The organism is Streptomyces chattanoogensis, assembly GCF_001294335.1.
Classification (GTDB): Bacteria; Actinomycetota; Actinomycetes; order Streptomycetales; family Streptomycetaceae; genus Streptomyces; species Streptomyces chattanoogensis.
The window spans coordinates 48,650-65,271 of sequence record NZ_LGKG01000157.1 but is presented as its reverse complement, the minus strand read 5'-3'; the positions used below and the strand labels follow the sequence as shown (position 1 = coordinate 65,271).

16 protein-coding genes are annotated in these 16,622 nt (G+C 69.4%); 9 read left to right on the top strand and 7 right to left on the bottom strand.

Annotation, left to right across the window (positions count from 1 at the left end; genetic code table 11):
* Positions 1-66: 66 nt before the first annotated feature.
* Both ADL29_RS28135 and ADL29_RS28130 read left to right on the top strand, forming a co-directional pair.
* Entirely contained in the window at positions 67-924 is an 858-nt protein-coding gene (locus ADL29_RS28135) for a lysozyme (RefSeq protein WP_053926381.1), read from the top strand.
* A gap of 201 nt (positions 925-1,125) precedes the next feature.
* Entirely contained in the window at positions 1,126-1,575 is a 450-nt protein-coding gene (locus tag ADL29_RS28130; RefSeq protein ID WP_211274402.1) for a spore-associated protein A, read from the top strand.
* Between the two features lie 51 nt (positions 1,576-1,626).
* Here the strand turns inward: ADL29_RS28130 and ADL29_RS28125 are convergent, their stop codons facing one another.
* The gene (locus tag ADL29_RS28125) at positions 1,627-2,028 is read right to left on the bottom strand and encodes a VOC family protein (protein ID WP_053926380.1); all 402 of its coding nucleotides are present in this window, start codon (positions 2,026-2,028) and stop codon (positions 1,627-1,629) included.
* 107 nt (positions 2,029-2,135) lie between these two features.
* Positions 2,136-3,191, bottom strand: a complete 1,056-nt coding sequence (locus ADL29_RS28120) for a LacI family DNA-binding transcriptional regulator (RefSeq protein ID WP_053926379.1) — start codon at positions 3,189-3,191, stop codon at positions 2,136-2,138.
* 241 nt (positions 3,192-3,432) lie between these two features.
* Between ADL29_RS28120 and ADL29_RS28115 the strand changes: the two genes are divergently transcribed.
* From ADL29_RS28115 to ADL29_RS28090, 6 genes are all read left to right on the top strand, one after another.
* The gene (locus ADL29_RS28115) at positions 3,433-4,725 is read left to right on the top strand and encodes an ABC transporter substrate-binding protein (protein WP_053926378.1); all 1,293 of its coding nucleotides are present in this window, start codon (positions 3,433-3,435) and stop codon (positions 4,723-4,725) included.
* A gap of 10 nt (positions 4,726-4,735) precedes the next feature.
* Positions 4,736-5,629, top strand: a complete 894-nt coding sequence (locus tag ADL29_RS28110; protein WP_053926377.1) for a carbohydrate ABC transporter permease — start codon at positions 4,736-4,738, stop codon at positions 5,627-5,629.
* Complete coding sequence (locus tag ADL29_RS28105) at positions 5,626-6,474, top strand: carbohydrate ABC transporter permease (RefSeq protein WP_053926376.1); 849 nt, start codon at positions 5,626-5,628, stop codon at positions 6,472-6,474. The genes ADL29_RS28110 and ADL29_RS28105 overlap by 4 nt, the downstream gene beginning before the upstream one ends.
* Positions 6,475-6,514: 40 nt before the next feature.
* Positions 6,515-7,759 (top strand): glycoside hydrolase 5 family protein, encoded by a 1,245-nt coding sequence (locus tag ADL29_RS28100; protein WP_053926375.1) that lies wholly within the window; start codon positions 6,515-6,517, stop codon positions 7,757-7,759.
* A gap of 490 nt (positions 7,760-8,249) precedes the next feature.
* Positions 8,250-8,441: a hypothetical protein gene (locus tag ADL29_RS28095; RefSeq protein WP_053926374.1), complete on the top strand. Its 192-nt coding sequence runs from the start codon at positions 8,250-8,252 to the stop codon at positions 8,439-8,441.
* 57 nt (positions 8,442-8,498) lie between these two features.
* Complete coding sequence (locus ADL29_RS28090; protein ID WP_053926373.1) at positions 8,499-11,585, top strand: alpha-mannosidase; 3,087 nt, start codon at positions 8,499-8,501, stop codon at positions 11,583-11,585.
* Here ADL29_RS28090 and ADL29_RS28085 read toward each other — a convergent pair.
* The gene (locus ADL29_RS28085; protein WP_046924434.1) at positions 11,582-11,791 is read right to left on the bottom strand and encodes a hypothetical protein; all 210 of its coding nucleotides are present in this window, start codon (positions 11,789-11,791) and stop codon (positions 11,582-11,584) included. The genes ADL29_RS28090 and ADL29_RS28085 overlap by 4 nt on opposite strands.
* A 189-nt stretch (positions 11,792-11,980) precedes the next feature.
* Between ADL29_RS28085 and ADL29_RS28080 the strand changes: the two genes are divergently transcribed.
* On the top strand, positions 11,981-12,181 hold the full coding sequence (locus ADL29_RS28080) for an antitoxin (protein ID WP_053926372.1): 201 nt from the start codon (positions 11,981-11,983) through the stop codon (positions 12,179-12,181).
* Positions 12,182-12,255: 74 nt separating this feature from the next.
* Here ADL29_RS28080 and ADL29_RS28075 read toward each other — a convergent pair whose 3' ends face one another.
* The 4 genes from ADL29_RS28075 to ligD all read right to left on the bottom strand — a co-directional run bounded on the left by ADL29_RS28075 (position 12,256) and on the right by ligD (position 16,592).
* Positions 12,256-12,459: a cold-shock protein gene (locus ADL29_RS28075; RefSeq protein ID WP_046924436.1), complete on the bottom strand. Its 204-nt coding sequence runs from the start codon at positions 12,457-12,459 to the stop codon at positions 12,256-12,258.
* Between the two features lie 246 nt (positions 12,460-12,705).
* Positions 12,706-13,566 carry an endonuclease I family protein gene (locus ADL29_RS28070; protein ID WP_053926371.1) on the bottom strand — a complete coding sequence of 287 codons (861 nt, stop codon included), beginning with the start codon at positions 13,564-13,566 and terminating at the stop codon, positions 12,706-12,708.
* Between the two features lie 420 nt (positions 13,567-13,986).
* Entirely contained in the window at positions 13,987-15,663 is a 1,677-nt protein-coding gene (gene murJ, locus ADL29_RS28065) for a murein biosynthesis integral membrane protein MurJ (RefSeq protein WP_078971349.1), read from the bottom strand.
* Positions 15,664-15,695: 32 nt separating this feature from the next.
* The gene (ligD, locus tag ADL29_RS28060; protein ID WP_053926369.1) at positions 15,696-16,592 is read right to left on the bottom strand and encodes a non-homologous end-joining DNA ligase; all 897 of its coding nucleotides are present in this window, start codon (positions 16,590-16,592) and stop codon (positions 15,696-15,698) included.
* Positions 16,593-16,622: the final 30 nt, after the last annotated feature.

The window sequence follows — 16,622 nt, the reverse complement described above, 5'->3', positions numbered from 1 at the left end:
TTATCGGCAGAACTCTGCTCACAGTCCGCCGTATCTGACCCAACCGTAGGACTTCGGAGGCACGCGATGCCCTTGCGCAGATCCGGTCCGGCCCGCCGCACACGCCAGATCGCGGCCGGAACGTTCGTCTCTCTCTTCTCCGTGCTCGTGCTGCCCCTCGCGCTGCCCGGTTCCGCTGGGGCGTCGGACGCGGGAAAGAGACCCGCGCACCCCGAGCAGGACTGGATGGGTTCCACCATCGCCGCCCACGAGGGCGGCGACCGGGCCGGCGGTTCCGAGCCGCGCTCGACCCGGCCCGCGGTGTCCGGCGTGGATGTCTCCAGCCACAACCGCAAGGTCGGATGGGCACAGCTGCGCGAAGGCGGCGTGAAGTTCGCGTACGTCAAGGCCACGGAGGGCACCAGCTACCGGAACCCGTACTTTCCGCAGCAGTACAAGGGCGCCTACGACGCCGGTCTCATCCACGGCGCGTATCACTTCGCGCTGCCGGACCATTCGACCGGTGCCGCGCAGGCGGTGTACTTCGCGAGCCATGGCGGCGCCTGGTCCAGGGACGGCAGAACCCTGCCGGGGGCACTCGACATGGAGTACAACCCGTACGGTTCGACCTGCTACGGCAAGAGCCACGCGGAGATGGCCAGCTGGATCGGGGATTTCGTGAAGACGTACCGGGCGAAGACCGGGCGCGACGCGGTGATCTACACCTCCACCAACTGGTGGAAGCGGTGCACCGGCAATTCGGCGCAGTTCGGGAACAGCAATCCGCTGTGGATCCCGCGCTACGGCGGCTCGGTCGGTGCGCTGCCGGCCGGCTGGAAGTTCCACAGCATCTGGCAGCACACCTCCTCCGGTCCGGGAATCGGCGACCGCAACCGTTTCAACGGCTCCTTCAACCGGCTCAGGGTCCTCGCGACCGGCGCCTGACCGGGAACTCCCCGCGCGACCACGGCCGGTCCCCGGCGCCCCTCCGGCGCCGGGGACCGGCCGTTGTGCCGTTGTGCCGTTGTGCCGTTGTGCCCAACTTGAGTCGAACTTCGGGGAGTTGCGTTACAACCATCCCGGTACGTCCGGTGTCCAACACTGCGAAATGACCACGCGGCGCATACACCCAACGGGGGTATATCCATGAAGCGTTCCCGTGCCATCGCAGGTTCGGCGGTGCTGGCCGTAGCCGGACTGGCCACCATGGCATCGGCCACCACCGCATCGGCCGCCCCGGCAGCCGCCTCGTACAACGGCGCCTGCGGCAGCGGCTATACCGTCGTGAATTCCGTACCGGTCACCGGAAAGGGGACCGCGTACCTGACGTACAGCGCGAAGACCGGGAAGAACTGTGTCGTCACGGTGCGGAACAGTCCCGGTAAGCCCGTCTATATGTACACCTATCTCGCACCGAGCGACGGCACGTCCGACACCGTGTTCGACAGCGGCCTGTACACCTCCTACGCCGGTCCGGTGTATCTGCCGGCGAAGGGTCGGTGTGTCGACTGGGGCGGCACGATCGAGTCCGTCAGCGTCAGCGTCTCCGGGTCGAACTGCGGCCGGCTGGCGCCGGGAGTGGTGACCCATCACTGAGTGAGTGCCTGCCGGGGAGCGGGCGCCCAAGCGGCCCGCTCCCCGCTTCCGTCACGTCTGCGCGGACGTCACGGAATTGCCGTACGGCTGGGTGATGATCTCCATGGCGTGACCGGCGGGATCCAGGAAGTACACGCCCCGACCGCCGTGGTGGTAATTGATCTCACCGGGATGCTGTTGCCGGGGATCGGCCCAATAGGTGAGCCCGGCTTCCTTGATGCGGGCGAACGACGCGTCGAACTCTTCCTCGGAGACGAGGAAGGCATAGTGCTGCATGGTGATCGACTCAGGTTCCACGGTGGCGAAGTCCAGCGTGACGCCGTTGCCGGTGTCGACCGGAATGAAGGGTCCCCATTCCGTTCCGACCTGCAAACCGAGGATATGCGCCAGGAATTCGGCGGAAGCCCGGTTGTCCCGGGCGGAAATGATGGTGTGGTTCAACTCGACTGACACTGCGGAATGCCTCCAGAAGGCATCTCCCGGGCACCTCCACGCCTCACCCGGCCGGTGACCGACGCGCGATGCCGTGCGGCAATCTTCAACATCCGCGGACGGCACTGTCAAGGCGCGCCGGTGCTCTCCCGGGCTTCCAGGTGCGGCAGTTCGCCCTGCACGGTGCGCACCGGGCCGCCGTCGAGAACGGCGAGGAGTTCCTGGGCGGCGAGCCTGCCGAAGCCGGGAGTGTCGCGGACAAGTGCCGTCAGGCGGGGGTGAGTTACCCGGCACAGCGCCGAGTCGTCCCAGGCCACGATCGACAGCCCGCCCGGTACGGCGATGCCCCGCTCGGCGGCGACCGAGGCGCCGGCCACGGCCATCACATCGTTGTCGTAGATGACCGCCGTGGGCGGCTCGGCCGCGTCCAGGATGCGGCGGGTGGCCTCGGCGCCTTCGGCGTCGGAGTAGTCGGTGGTCACCGAGCGGACGTGCCGTGCGTCGAGGCCCCGGCGGTCCGCTTCGGTACGCAGCGAGCGGATCCGGCGCTCGGTGTGGGCCAGGTCCGGCATGCCGGCCACATGCGCGATACGGCGGTGCCCGAGCCCGTGGAGATGGTCGAGGACCCGGGCCATGGCCTTGGCGTCGTCGGCCCAGACGGTGGAGGTGGCCGGATCGGGAGCGGCGAGGCCGCCGACGACGACCGCGGGGAGGCCGAGCGAGGCGAGCAGCTGGGGCCGCGGGTCCCGGGTGCGCGGGTCGACGACGAGGACGCCGTCCACCCGGCGCTCGGCCCACCAGCGGCGGTAGAGCGCGCATTCGGTCTCGAGGTCCTCGACGACCTGGAAGAGCAGCGCGGTCCGGCGTGTCGAGAGCACCTCCTGGATCCCGGAGACCAGCTGGAGGAAGAACGACTCCACGCCGAGGGTCCGGGCGGGGCGGGCGAGCACCAGCCCCGCACAGCCCGCGCGTTCGCCCGACAGTGCGCGGGCGGCGCTGTTGGCCTGCCAGCCCAGCTCCTGTGCCACGCGCCGGATCCGGGCCCGGGTGTCCTGGGAGACGCCCGGCCGGTCGTTGAGCGCGAAGGAGACGGCGCTTTCCGAGACCCCCGCCCGGCGGGCGATGTCCTTGATCGTCGGCCGGCGTGCGGGCTTACGGCGGGCGGCCTCACCGGGCGCTGACATGGGCGGGCCCTCCTCGTGACATGGACCGCTGATCCACTAAACCGCATTAGTGCGCCCAGTCTGACCAGCGGTAACGGGTGTGTCAATCCGCGTGCCACCGTCATCTCGCGCACCGGGTATTGACAGTCACTAAAACGCATTAGTACGGTCTGTCGAAGCGTTTCTCGGGTGGTTGCCGCGCAGCAATACCGCTTACTTCTGCTGGTTTACTGCTTGTTCACGGCAAAGGAGACGGACAGTCATGCCTATTCCCTGCCGAGCGGCCGTGGTCGGCGCAAGCCTGGTGACATCTTTGATTGCGCTGACCGCGTGCGGGGCCTCGGGGAACTCCGGTGGATCCGACAGCGCTTCGGGAAAGGTTGAGGGGCAGGTCACCTTTCAGACCTGGAATCTGAAGGCGAATTTCAAGGGCTATTTCGAGGGCCTGATCGCGGACTTCGAGAGGAAGTATCCGGACGCCCGGGTGAAGTGGATCGACCAGCCGGCCGAGGGGTATCCGGAGAAACTCAGCGCGGATGCGGCGGGCGGTACGCTGCCCGATGTCGTCAATGTGTCGCCCGATCTCGCGTATCCGCTGGCCAAGGCCGGTCTGGCGCTCGATCTGGAGCGGGCCGCCGGGAAGTACCGCGGGGAGTATCTCGACGGGGCGTGGCGGAGCAATGCGATGCCCGGGCTGCCGGGGGTCTATGCCTTCCCCTGGTATCTGAACACCGGACCGATGTTCTACAACAAAAGGCTTTTCCGGCAGGCGGGGCTGGATCCGGAAAAGCCGCCGAAGACCTATGACCAGCTCTTCGAGGCGGCCGCCTCGATGGCGAAGAAGAGCGGCCGGAGGACGGCGATGCTCGCGAGTACCCCGGCCATCGAGGATTTCGGGCGCTACGGCGTGCGGCTGATGAATGCGGCGGGTACGGCGTTCACCTTCAACGAGCCCAAGGGCGTCGAACTGCTGCGGCACTACAAGGACCTTTATGCGGCCGGGGCGCTGGACTCGCAGGCGCTCACCGCCAAGGCCGAATCGTCCGGGCGGAAATTCCAGCAGCAGGCCGTGGCCATGAATCCGGGCAGCGCGCTCGATCTGCAGACGTTCAAGAAGGAAGCGCCGAGCCTCTACCGGAGCATCGGGATCACGGACACGGTCAGCAACACCGGTAAGGCCAATATGTATGTCCAGGGCCTGATGGTGAATGCGCAGAGCAGGGTGAAGCCGGCGGCCGTGGCGTTTGCCCACTTCGTCACGGAGCGGAAGAACCAGATGGCCTTCGCCAGGAAGGTCGCGATCTTCCCGAGCACCGGGGGTTCGCTGGACGATCCGTACTTCACCAGGGAGGACGGCACCGATGCGACCCGGGTGCGGGTGGCCGCGGCCAGGTCGCTCAAGACCGCGGTGAATTACACGCCGGTGCCGCTCAGCGACCAGATGAAGACCGTGCTGCGCAATGCGGTTGCCAAGGCGGTGCAGGGCAAGGAGCCCCCGAAGGCGGCGCTGGACGGCGCGGTCGCCGAGTGCAACCGTCTGCTCAAGACGGGCTGAGGCGCCGGTGATGGCGGAAAGGGTCCCCGGAATCCGTACGCATCTGCCGTCCAGTCCCTGGCTGTTCCTGGTCCCCGGGCTGCTGGTCGTCGCGGCGTTCAGCCTCTATCCGTTCCTGAGCACCGTGGCGCATTCCTTCACCGATGCGCGCATGCTCATCGAGGGGCAGTACGTCGGCGGGGCCAATTACCGGGAACTGATCCATGACGCGATGTTCTGGACGGGGCTGCGCAACAGCCTGCTGTACGTCCTGGGGGTCGTACCGCTGCTGGTGATCCTGCCGCTGCTGCTGGCCATGCTCGTACGGCGGCACCTCCCGGGAATCACGTTCTTCCGCGCCGCGTTCTACACCCCCGTGGTGGCCTCCGTCGTCGTGGTCGGGCTGATCTGGGTCTGGCTGCTGGACGACCGGGGGCTGATCAATGCGCTGCTGGAGAAGCTCGGCTTCGGCCGGGTCGGATTTCTCAGCGATCCCTGGCTGCTGCTGCTCAGCGCGATGGCGGTGACGGTGTGGAAGGGCCTCGGCTACTACATGATCATTTATCTGGCGGCGCTGGCCCATGTCCCCCGGGAGCTGAACGAGGCCTGCGCGGTCGACGGTGCGGGGGCGGTGCGCCGCTTTCTGACCGTCACCGTGCCGGCGGTGCGGTCGACGATGGTGCTGGTGGGCGCGCTGTCCTCGGTGAACGCGTTCAGGGTGTTCTCCGAGGTCTATCTGATGGCCGGGCCGACCGGGGGCCCCGGCGGCGAGGACACCACGCTGGTGATGCTCGTCCAGCAGGTCGGCACGGGCCTGAGCGGCCGGGTCGGCTATGCCTCCGCGCTGTCCGTCGTGGTCTTCGTCATCACGCTGGGCCTGATGCTGCTGGTGCTGCACGCCAACCGGCGGGGGGACCAGGCATGAACCGGGCGCCCGGTGAACGACGTTTGTCCGCACGGCAGTTGGTGCTCCGCTATCTCCTGCTGCTGGCCGTGCTGGCGCTGACCGTAGGCCCGTTCCTGTGGCAGCTGTCCACGTCCCTCAAGGGCCCCGGCGAGGACATCTACCGCTATCCCCCGAGCCTGATTCCCCGTCAGGCCACCCTTGCCAACTACGCCGGCGTGGCAAGGATCATCCCGGTCTGGGACTTCGCGCTGAACTCGCTCAAGGTGGCCGCCGCGAATGTGCTCACCAACTGCGTGGGGGCGGCGCTGGCGGGCTACGCACTGGCCCGGATGCGCTTCAGGGGCCGCAGGACCGCTCTGACCGTCTTCATCATGGCGATGCTGGTGCCGGTCGAGAGCATCATGATCGCCCAGTTCGTGACGATGCGGGAGCTGCAGCTCAACAACACCCTGATCGGGGTGCTGCTGCCCGGCTGTATCGGCGCGATGAACGTGCTGCTGATGCGCAATGCCTTCGCGGGCCTGCCGTACGAGGTGGAGGAGGCGGCGTACATCGACGGCGCCAACGCCTGGCAGCGGTTCGCACGGATCGCCCTGCCGTCGGTCAAGGGCACCCTCGCGGTCGTGGCGATCTTCGCCTTCATGGGTGCCTGGGACGACTTCCTCTGGCCGCTGATCGTGCTCAGCGACCAGTCGAAGTTCACCCTGACCATCGGCCTGAACTTTCTGCACGGCACCTTCGCCGACGATCAGCGCCTGGTCGCGGCCGGTACGGTGATCGCCGTCCTGCCGCTGATCGTGCTGTTCGCCTGTCTGCAGCGTTACTTCTTCCGAGGCGTCGGCGAGGGCGCCGTCAAGGGCTGACCGGCCCGCCCGTCCCCTCCCCCGTCCGCAGAGGAGCCCCATGCGATTCGGCGCCAACTACACGCCCGCCCAAGGGTGGTTCCACCACTGGCTGGACTTCGACCTCGATGCCGTACGCGCCGACCTCGACTCCCTGGCGGCCCTCGGCCTGGACCACGTCCGGGTCTTCCCGCTCTGGCCGCTCTTCCAGCCCAACCGCACCCTGATCCGGCCGCGCGCCGTGGGACAGCTCGTCCAGCTGGCGGACGCCGCCGCCGAGCGCGGTCTGGACGTCGCCGTCGACGGCCTCCAGGGCCACGTCTCGAGCTTCGACTTCCTGCCCGCCTGGACCCGCACCTGGCACCGCCGCAACCTCTTCACCGACCCCGAGGTGCTGGCCGGCCAGGAGGAGTACCTCCGCACGCTCGCGGCCGCCCTCAGCGACCGCCCCGGCTTCCTCGGGATGACGCTCGGCAACGAGATCAACCAGTTCTCGGACCGCCCGCACCCGGACCCGGACCGCATCACCCGGGGGCAGGCCACGGCCTGGCTGGAGCGGATGCTGGCGGCCTGCGAGCGGGGCGCGCCGGGCCGGATGCATCTGCATGCCGAGTACGACGCCGCCTGGTACCGCGACGGGCACCCCTTCACGCCCGCCCAGGCCGCCCGGCTGGGCGCCGCGACCGCCGTGCACTCGTGGGTGTTCGACGGCACCGCACAGCGGTACGGCCCGGCCGGCACCGCCACCGAGCACCACGCCGCGTATCTGATCGAGCTGTCCAAGGCCTGGGCGGTGGATCCGCACCGTCCGGTATGGCTCCAGGAGGTCGGCGCGCCGGCCCCGCACATCCCCGAGGACCGGGCGGCGCGCTTCACCGAGGCCACCGTCGTCAATGCGCTGGACTGCCCGGATCTGTGGGGCGTCACCTGGTGGTGTTCGCATGACGTCGCACGGTCGCTGGCGGACTTCCCCGAGCTGGAGTACGGGCTCGGGCTGCTCGACAACGACGGCGGGGTCAAGCCTGCGGGGGCGGCGATCGCCGCACTGACCGAGGAGTGGCGCGGCCGGACACACCGACCTGCGGTCCGCGGCACCGCGCTGGTGGTCGATGTCGGCGGGGCGGAGGCGGCGCCGTACCGCTCGGTGTGCGCACCCGGCGGCGCCGTCTTCGAGGCGTGGGTGAAGCTCACCGCGCAGGGCGTCCGGCCCAGTCTCGTACTGGCCGAACTCGCGGATGACAAAGAGCATTTGGCGTCACGTCATATCACCGAGGTCTGCACGCCGGACGAGGTCGACCGGCCGTAGCCCCCACGGAGGAGACCCCCATGCCCCAGCATTCCGCTCCGCTGTCCCGCCGCCGTGTGCTCCTGGCCGGGGCGGGCACGGCGGCCGCCCTGCTCGGCCCGGCGCCCGGTGCCGCGGCGACCGGCGGCCGCTCCCCCGGGCCCCGCACCGCCGGGGACCCGCTGCAGCCAAATGCCTCGTACTGGTTCCCCGACTCGCTGCCGTTCACGACGGCCGTCAACACCGGTCACGGACTGCGCTGGTACGAGGACGGGGCGGCCACCGTCGCCGGACGCGCCGTGGAACCCTCTCGGGCTGCAGGACCGGCTGCCACCACGGCGCCGGCCGGTCCGTACCGAGGGTCAACGCCCGGACATTTCTCTGGACTTCGCCGATGCCTCGCGCGGCGGCAGCAGTTTGCTGGGCGGGGCGCCCTCGGCTCCCCCGCGACCGTGGAACCGTTCCCGGCGCGGCTGCCGTCCGGTGCCGCCACGGTGCTCGGCCTCGACCGGTGCGCCACTCCCAGCTGCACCGCCGGCTCCCGGACGGCAGCCGCCGTTTCCGGAGCGGGACGTGCGGTACGGCGTTCTCTCTGCCGGGCCTGCGCCGCGAGCCGGACGAGGAGGCGCTGCAGATCGAAGTACGCGCCGTATCCGAGCCGTTCACCAGCTCGGAACCAGCCGGGACCGTCCATCCCTGGTAGCCGCCCACCGCTGGCCGCCACCCACCCCTCCCCCACTCTCTCCATGGAGCCGCCGCCATGCATGACGATCGCGACCTGATCGAAGCCCGTCTCGAGCGTGTGCTGAACGAGCGCATCCGGCCCGCGCTGTATCCGGAATCGGTCCCCCTGGAGGCTGCGGCCTGGGTCGCGCCAGGAAACGGGGTCTCCCCTGCTCGAGCGGAGTCGAGAGCTTGGGGAACGGTGCCCGTGGCGGAGGGGCTGGCCGCCGCCCATACGCCGGTCGCGGTGGGCGACGCCTGGGGTGCGCCCTGGGGCACGACGTGGTTCAGGGTTTCCGGTGAGGTGCCCGCCGAGTGGGCCGGCCGCACCGTGGAGGCCGTACTGGACCTGGGCTTCGACGAGCGGATGCCGGGCTTCCAGTGCGAGGCGCTGGTCTACACGCCCGACGGCAGTCCGGTGAAGGCCCTCAACCCGCGGAACCAGTGGGTACGGGTGGGAGCGCCGGTGCGGGGCGGGGAGCGCGTCACATGGCATCTGGAGGCCGCGTCCAACCCCGTGATCCTGGGCGTCCCGCCCTTTCAGCCGACCCGGCTGGGGCACCCGGAGACGGCGGGCAGCGAGCCGCTGTACCGGCTGGCGCGGCTGGATCTGGCGGTGTTCGACACCTCGGTGTGGGAGCTGATCCAGGATCTCGAGGTGCTCGGCGAGCTGATGGCGGAGCTGGCGGTGGACAGTCCGCGGCGCTGGGAGGTGCTGCGGGCGGTCGGCCGGGCGCTGGATGCCGTGGATCTGCAGAACGTCAACGGGTCGGCGGACCGGGCCCGTTCGCAGCTGCGCGAGGTACTGTCCGCGCCCGCGGCGGCGTCCGCGCACCGGATCAGCGCGGTGGGGCATGCGCATATCGACTCGGCGTGGCTGTGGCCGCTGCGGGAGACCGTACGGAAGGTGGCGCGTACGGCGTCGAACATGACGGCGCTGCTGGAGGACGAGCCGGAGTTCGTCTTCGCCATGTCACAGGCGCAGCAATACGCCTGGATCAAGGAGCACCGTCCGGAGGTCTACGCCAGGGTCAAGAAGGCGGTCGCGGAGGGGCGGTTCGTACCAACGGGCGGGATGTGGGTGGAGTCGGACACCAACATGCCGGGGTCGGAGGCGATGGCCCGGCAGTTCGTGCACGGCAAGCGCTTCTTCCTCGAGGAGTTCGGGGTGGAGAACGACGAGGTGTGGCTGCCGGACACCTTCGGCTTCGCCGCCGGACTGCCGGGGATCATCAGGGCGGCCGGTGCGAAATGGCTGCTGACGCAGAAGATCTCCTGGAGCCGGGTCAATGCCTTTCCGCATCACACCTTCCGCTGGGAGGGCATCGACGGCACCCGGATCTTCACCCACTTCCCGCCGGTGGACACCTACAACTGCCAGATGGCCGGCGCCGAAATCGCCCATGCGGCGCGGAACTTCAAGGAGAAGGGCGCGGCCCGGCGGTCACTCGCGCCGACCGGCTGGGGTGACGGTGGGGGCGGCACCACCCGCGAGATGATCGCCAAGGCCCGTCGGCTGCGCGATCTGGACGGTTCGGCGGTGGTGGAGTGGGAGAAGCCCGCCGAGTTCTTCGCCAAGGCGGAGGCCGAGTATCCCCAGGCGCCGGTGTGGGTGGGCGAGCTGTATCTGGAGCTGCACCGCGCGACGCTCACCAGCCAGGCACGGACGAAACGCGGCAACCGCCGCAGCGAACAGCTGCTGCGCGAGGCCGAACTCTGGTCGGCAACGGCCGCTGTGACCACCCAGCTCCCCTACCCGTACGCCGAGTTGGACCGCCTCTGGAAGACCGTTCTGCTGCACCAGTTCCACGACATCCTGCCGGGCTCGTCCATCGCCTGGGTGCACCGCGAGGCGGAGCGGACTTACGCCGCGGTCGCCGCCGAGCTCGAGGGGATCATCGCGGCAGCGCTGGCTTCGCTGGCCGGCGGCGGGAGTGACCCCCTGGCGGTGAACTCCGCGCCGCACGCCCGCGCCGGAATCGCCGCCGGGGCCATCGGCAGCGCGGTGCCGGAGGGATCCGACGTGCGCGCCGAGCCGCGCCCCGACGGCGGATTCACCCTCCACAACGGCCTGCTGCGCATCGAGATCGACGCCCGCGGCCTGGTCGTCTCCGCCTACGATCTCGCCGCCGGACGCGAGACCGTGGCACCCGGCGGCACCGCGAACCTTCTTCAGGTGCACCCCGACTTCCCGAACATGTGGGACGCCTGGGACGTGGACTGCTTCTACCGCAATGTCGTCACCGACCTGACCGAGGCGGACGAGGTGACGCTGGGGACGGTCGCACCGGACGCCGCGACGGTCCGCGTCCTGCGCTCCTTCGGCGCTTCCCGCGTCGAGCAGGAGCTGACCCTGGCACGCGGTCAGCGGCGCCTGGACATCGTCACCGACGTCGACTGGCACGAGACGGAGAAGTTCCTCAAGGCGGCCTTTCCCCTGGATCTGCACACCGACCGCTACGCCGCGGAGACCCAGTTCGGGCATCTGTACCGGCCCACGCACACCAACACCAGCTGGGAGGCCGCCAAGTTCGAGGCCTGTGCGCACCGTTTCGTCCATGCCGAGGAGCCGGGCTGGGGTGTCGCGCTGGTCAACGACTGCCTCTACGGCCATGACGTCACCCGGACCGTCCGGGACGACGGCGATCACGGCACGACCACCACCGTACGGCTCTCCCTTCTGCGTGCCCCGCGCTTCCCCGACCCGGAGACCGACCAGGGCCGCCACCACTTCCGCTACGCCCTGGTGCCGGGCGCCACCCTCGCCGACGCCGTCCGCGAAGGCCATCGCATCAACCTCCCCGAACGGCGGATCAGCGGCTCCCGCGCCGTATCGCCGCTGATCACGGTCGACAACGACGCCACGGTCGTCACGGCCGTCAAACTCGCCGACGATGCGAGCGGCGATGTGATCGTCCGGCTCCACGAGGCTCACGGGGGACGCGCCAGGACCGCCGTCACCACGTCCTTCCGGCTGACCGGCGCGCTCACCACGGACCTGCTCGAGCGGCCGACGGACGACGGCCCGGCGCTGGAGCGCGAGGGGAACACGGTCCGGATGGCGCTGCGGCCGTTCCAGATCGTCACCCTGCGGCTGGGGCGGGAGTCCGCGGACGGCTGCTAGCCGCGCTCGCTCCCCGCCTCCGGCCGCTCGGCCGCCTCATGGCAGGGATCGCCGGCCGGGTCCAGGCCGAGCATGTCCATCAGCAGGGACAGGTCGTCCGCGTCCCGCGCGCGGCAGGCCAGCGCTCGTCTGGCCAGGCGCCGTTGCTCATGGGGCGGTATGCGACGCGGTGCGGTGTCATCGGCAGTGCGCTGTTCATCGCTCACCGCTGCATTCTCGGCCGGGGCGCGGCGCGGCGCCTGTCGAGGGGGCCGATGGGCTGTTGTACCGAATTCCCGGCGGGACTCACCCGTACGGGTGAGAGCGGTGAGCTCGGCCGGCTCCGGCACGCGGATGCGGGCGGGTTGGCAGGGGGCGATGCTGGAGTGGCGGGGGCGTGGTGAGGAGGGTGTTCCATGTCCGTCATGGACAAGCTCAAGCAGCTGCTGAAGGGCCATGAGGAGCAGGCCGAAAAGGGTATCGACCAGGCCGGGGATCTTCTCGACGAGAAGACCCGGGGCACGTACTCGGGCCAGGTCGACACGGCTCAGGAGAAGCTCAAGGACCAGCTCGGCAGCGACCGGGGCCGGGGCCAGGAGGGGCCGCCGCAGTCCTGACCGCCCGTATGCCATGGCGCCCGCTACCGGCACGGAACGGGCGCCACAACGGTGGGCGGTGAACCGCCGGGCAATCAGGCCGGGCGGATCATTTCCGCCTGCGGGCCCTTGTTGCCCTGGGTGACCTCGAAGGTCACCTTCTGGCCCTCCTGGAGCTCACGAAAGCCCTGGGCATCAATGTTCGAATAGTGCGCGAATACGTCGGCGCCGCCGCCGTCCTGCGCGATGAAGCCGAAGCCCTTTTCGGCGTTGAACCACTTCACGGTGCCGCTGGCCATTTTCCTGTCTCCTTCGTCAAAAACGGGCCTGAATCGGTTTCCGCGCCCTGCGGAACCCGGAGGTGATCGCCCTGGCCCGGAGACGCACTGCACAGCAAGAACGCCCGTGAATGCGACACGGGCGCCCGGCACTTCGGAACCACGACAGCTGATCAGGACGCTACACCGAGCAACGCCCATCCGCGCGGAATGGCAGCCCCCGCGGCGGGCCGGGCCCGGCAGCCGCACCGGGCCCGGCGGGGCCTGCTACCAGATCTCGTCGACCCACTCGGGGTGGTCGATGAACGGGTTCCGGTTGTGCTGGTACTTGTCGAATATCACCTGGTTGCGGTGCTGTTCGAAGGCGGACGGCGGGTCCTGCTTGCTCCACTGCTTCAGTACGGACAGCCGGCCGATGTTCGGCGCGGAGCCGTTGTCGACCTTGTCGTTGGGCTCCAGGTCGGGGAAGCCGTCCCCGCCGTCGTACCGCACGGCCATGTAGAGGATCATCCGCGCGACATCGCCCTTGTCTGCGTCGCGGGGCTCGAAGGAATCGTCGTCGGTGTAATTGCCCGGCGCCTCCCCGACCTCCGTACCGCCGTTGTCGAAGTCCTTGTTTCCGCGGGTGCTGTTGACGGACACATCCGCCGGGCGGAGGTGGTGAATATCGGTGCCCGGGCCGGTGGCCGTACCGAAATCACCGTGCGACTTCGCCCAGACGTGCTCGCGGTTCCAGTCGTCGGGATTTCCGCCGCTGGAGTTCTTGCTCTGGGATCGGCCGGAATAGAGAAGAATGACGTTCGCTTTGTTGGCCGGGTCCTCGTCGGTGTCCTTGAGCGCGTCCCAGACCTGGTCATAGGACAGCTTCCCGGTCTGGGTGCTGCTGATGATCCCGTGCAGCGCGTTCTTGAGCTCCGGGCCGGTCTTGCCCAGCGCGTCCTTGTAGTACGTGTCGTCGTACGCCGTGACGGAGCTGCCGTGTGCCGACGTCCCGTGTGCCGTCGCCCCATGTGCTGCCGTACCGGCCGTGGCGGTGGACGGAATCTGCACGGCGACCGCCGCCAGCGCGGATCCGGCGGCCACGGTCAGCGCGATGCGGGCGCGACGGGTCAAGCGGGTGGTGTCCACGGATGGTGTCCTCTCCCCGAAATGTGGCACCGGTCCGTGAAAATGTGGGGCACGGCCGGCGCCGACCGTTGTCTGTATACGGTCAAAAACAGCTTTCCATCGCGGCATTCACCACAGTGTGAACACGGGGAGAGAGTTATGTGTTCGCCTGGCGACAAACGGGCAACTGGGTTGACCAGGCTTATCGGTCGTAAAGGCGGCAAGCCGGTGAATTACCCATCACCCGACAGGAGTGATGCGCCGTCGGCAGCGATCGCCGATCAGAAGTGATCCATCATCAGAAATCACCCATCGTCAGAAATAACTCACCGCCGGAAATCACTTACCGTCAGGACGGATTCACTGTCGGAGAGGATTCACCGTCGGGAAGGATTCGCCGCCGGGAAGGGTCCACCGGCGGCAACACGGCCCAACGGCCGCTCATCGCAGGCCGGGCAGGCTCCGCGCCTCCGCGATGTTCAGCAGACGGGCCAGCCCCAGATAGACCAGGGCCATGGTGCCGCCGCCCGCGGCCAGGGCCGTCACCGGGGTCCAGCCCGCCGGGACCGCTACGCCGGAGCAGGCGCGCGCCACCAGCCAGCCGAGCGCACCGGCTACGGCGGCGGTCACGGTCAGCTTTCCGTAGGCGCGGCACAGGCGGCGGCCGTCGAGGCGTCCGGCGAGCCGGCGGCGCAGGAGCAGGGCGGTGGCGAGCATGCCGACGCCGTACGCGAGGGCGTAGGCGGCGGCCATGCCGGTGACCGCCCAGCGGGTGGGCAGGAAAAGGTGACAGACGGCGGCCAGCGCGATGTTGACGGCGCTGACGACGACGGCCATCCAGAACGGCGTACGGGTGTCCTCGAAGGCGTAGAAGCCGCGCAGCAGCAGATACTGCCCGGAGAACGGGATCAGGCCGAGGCCGAGGGCCTGGAGCATATGGCCCGCGGGGGCGACCGTTGTGGCGTCCACGGCGCCGTGGCCGAACAGGAGTTGGGCCGTCTGCGGGCCGAGGGCGACGAAGAAGAAGGCGGCCGGGACGATGAGGAAGCCGCTGACCCGCAGCGCGCGGGAGAGGTCGTCGCGCAGGTCGTCCAGGCGGCCCTCGGTGACCGCTCGGCTCATCCGCGGCAGCAGGGCCGTCACCAGCGAGACCGTGACGATGGACTGCGGCAGGTTCCAGATGTTCTGGACGTAGGAGTAGGCCGCGTATCCGACGCCGGCATCGGGGAGTTGCTGGTCCGCCGCGCTCGCGAAGCGTGAAACGACTGCCATGGCGACAACGTTGACGAGCACGAACAGCAGGGTCCAGCGGGCGGCGACGATGCTCTTGCGCAGTCCGTGGCCGCGCCAGTCGAAACGCGGCCGGAAGCGGAAGCCCGCGGCCCGGACGAACGGGATCAGGGCCAGGCCCTGGAGGGCGATGCCGCCGGTGGTCGCGATGCCCAGGAGGTTGATCTGGGCGGGGGTGATGTCCTGCACGCGGTCGGGGCCGGCCAGCAGTCCCATGTAGAGGCCGAACATGGCGATCAGCACGATGTTGTTGAGCACCGGCGTCCACATCATCGCACCGAACTTGCTTCTGGCGTTGAGGACTTGACCCAGGATGAAGAAGAGGCCGTAGAAGAAGACCTGCGGGAGGAGGAAGCGGGCGAAGACGACAGTGAGCTCGAAGGCGGCGTGCGACTTCGGCGTGTCGGGGACGAAGACCGCGACGATCCCCGGGGCGGCCCACACCGCGAGCGCCGTGCCCACCGCGAGCACGGTCAGGACGAGGGTGACCAGCCGCTGCTCGAAGGCCCGGCCGCCGTCCGCGTGCTCGGCCCGGGCGCGGACGAGCTGGGGCACCAGCACGGCGTTCAGGGCACCGCCGACCAGCAGGGTGTAGATGCTCATCGGCACGGTGTTGGCGATGCCGTACGAGCTCGCCAGCAGCCCGGTGCCCAGCGCGCTCGCCTGGAGCGTCGTCCGGATCAGCCCGGTCGCCCGCGAGACCATCGTCCCGGCGGCCATCAGGAGCGACGAACGCGCCAGCCCGCCTCCCCTGCCGCCCCCTCCGGGCGCGGTGTCCGCTCCCTGCTCGGCCGACGCTGTTGTGCTGTGTGTTGTCCCCTCCACCATGTGATCAATCTACGGTGCGGGCCTGCGCGCTCTTACCGGGGCCGTTGGGGTAGCGGCCGGGCGCGGCCGGGGTCCAGGAGCGGGGCGAGCAGATCGCCGTGGCGGGCGAGGCGGGGCGCGATGGCCTCGAAGCGGAACGTGAGTTGGGCGGGGTCGGTGCAGGCCGCGATTTCGTCCCAGGTGACCGGGGTGGAGACGGTGGGGGTGGCGCGGGCACGCAGGGTGTAGGCGACGGCGGTGGTCTTGGCGGCGGCGTTCTGGGAGAAGTCGATGAAGACCTTGCCTGGGCGCAGCGCCTTGGTCATCTTGTGGACGACGAGGTCCGGGAGGGCCCGCTGGGCCTCGACGGCGAGGCTCCTGGCGTAGGCCGTGGTCCGTTCCGAGGGGGTCGGCTCGATGGGCACGACGAGGTGCAGGCCCTTGGAACCGCTGGTCTTGGCCCAGGCGCCCAGGCCGTCCGCCGCGAGCCGCTCGCGCAGCCACTCGGCCGCGGTGCAGCATTCGACGACGGTGGCCGGGACACCGGGGTCGAGGTCGAGGACGAGGCGGTCGGCGCGGCCCGGTGCCCCGCTGGTCCATTGGGGTGCGTGCAGTTCGACGACCAGGTTCGCGGCCCAGACCAGCGAGGAGAGGTCCTGCACCAAGACCTGGCGGGTGGGCCCGGAGGTCGTATGGGGCACCTCGCAGGTCTGCACCCAGGAGGGGGTGCCGGGCGGCACGTTCTTGGTGAAGAAGCGCTGGCCGTCGGGCCCGTCGGGATAGCGCAGAAACGAGAGCGGCCGGTCGTGGAGATGCGCGAGCAGCGGGTCCGCGGTGATGGTGCAGTAGTGCACCACCTCGCCCTTGGTCGTACCGGTCTCGGGATAGATGACCTTGTCCAGGTTGGTCAGCGAGAGGCGCCGCCCCTCCACGACGGTGATCGGCGACATACGATGAGAATCCCATGAATCGCGGGACAG

Excerpts from the sequence above, each read along its gene's own strand:
- ADL29_RS28120 (WP_053926379.1), bottom strand. The coding sequence starts at position 3,191 with ATGTCAGCGCCCGGTGAGGCCGCCCGCCGTAAGCCCGCACGCCGGCCG.
- ADL29_RS28135 (WP_053926381.1), top strand. The coding sequence starts at position 67 with ATGCCCTTGCGCAGATCCGGTCCGGCCCGCCGCACACGCCAGATCGCG.
- ligD (WP_053926369.1), bottom strand. The coding sequence starts at position 16,592 with ATGTCGCCGATCACCGTCGTGGAGGGGCGGCGCCTCTCGCTGACCAAC.
- ADL29_RS28110 (WP_053926377.1), top strand. The coding sequence starts at position 4,736 with ATGGCGGAAAGGGTCCCCGGAATCCGTACGCATCTGCCGTCCAGTCCC.
- ADL29_RS28115 (WP_053926378.1), top strand. The coding sequence starts at position 3,433 with ATGCCTATTCCCTGCCGAGCGGCCGTGGTCGGCGCAAGCCTGGTGACA.
- ADL29_RS28075 (WP_046924436.1), bottom strand. The coding sequence starts at position 12,459 with ATGGCCAGCGGCACCGTGAAGTGGTTCAACGCCGAAAAGGGCTTCGGC.
- ADL29_RS28080 (WP_053926372.1), top strand. The coding sequence starts at position 11,981 with ATGTCCGTCATGGACAAGCTCAAGCAGCTGCTGAAGGGCCATGAGGAG.
- ADL29_RS28130 (WP_211274402.1), top strand. The coding sequence starts at position 1,126 with ATGAAGCGTTCCCGTGCCATCGCAGGTTCGGCGGTGCTGGCCGTAGCC.
- murJ (WP_078971349.1), bottom strand. The coding sequence starts at position 15,663 with ATGGTGGAGGGGACAACACACAGCACAACAGCGTCGGCCGAGCAGGGA.
- ADL29_RS28100 (WP_053926375.1), top strand. The coding sequence starts at position 6,515 with ATGCGATTCGGCGCCAACTACACGCCCGCCCAAGGGTGGTTCCACCAC.
- ADL29_RS28090 (WP_053926373.1), top strand. The coding sequence starts at position 8,499 with ATGCATGACGATCGCGACCTGATCGAAGCCCGTCTCGAGCGTGTGCTG.
- ADL29_RS28105 (WP_053926376.1), top strand. The coding sequence starts at position 5,626 with ATGAACCGGGCGCCCGGTGAACGACGTTTGTCCGCACGGCAGTTGGTG.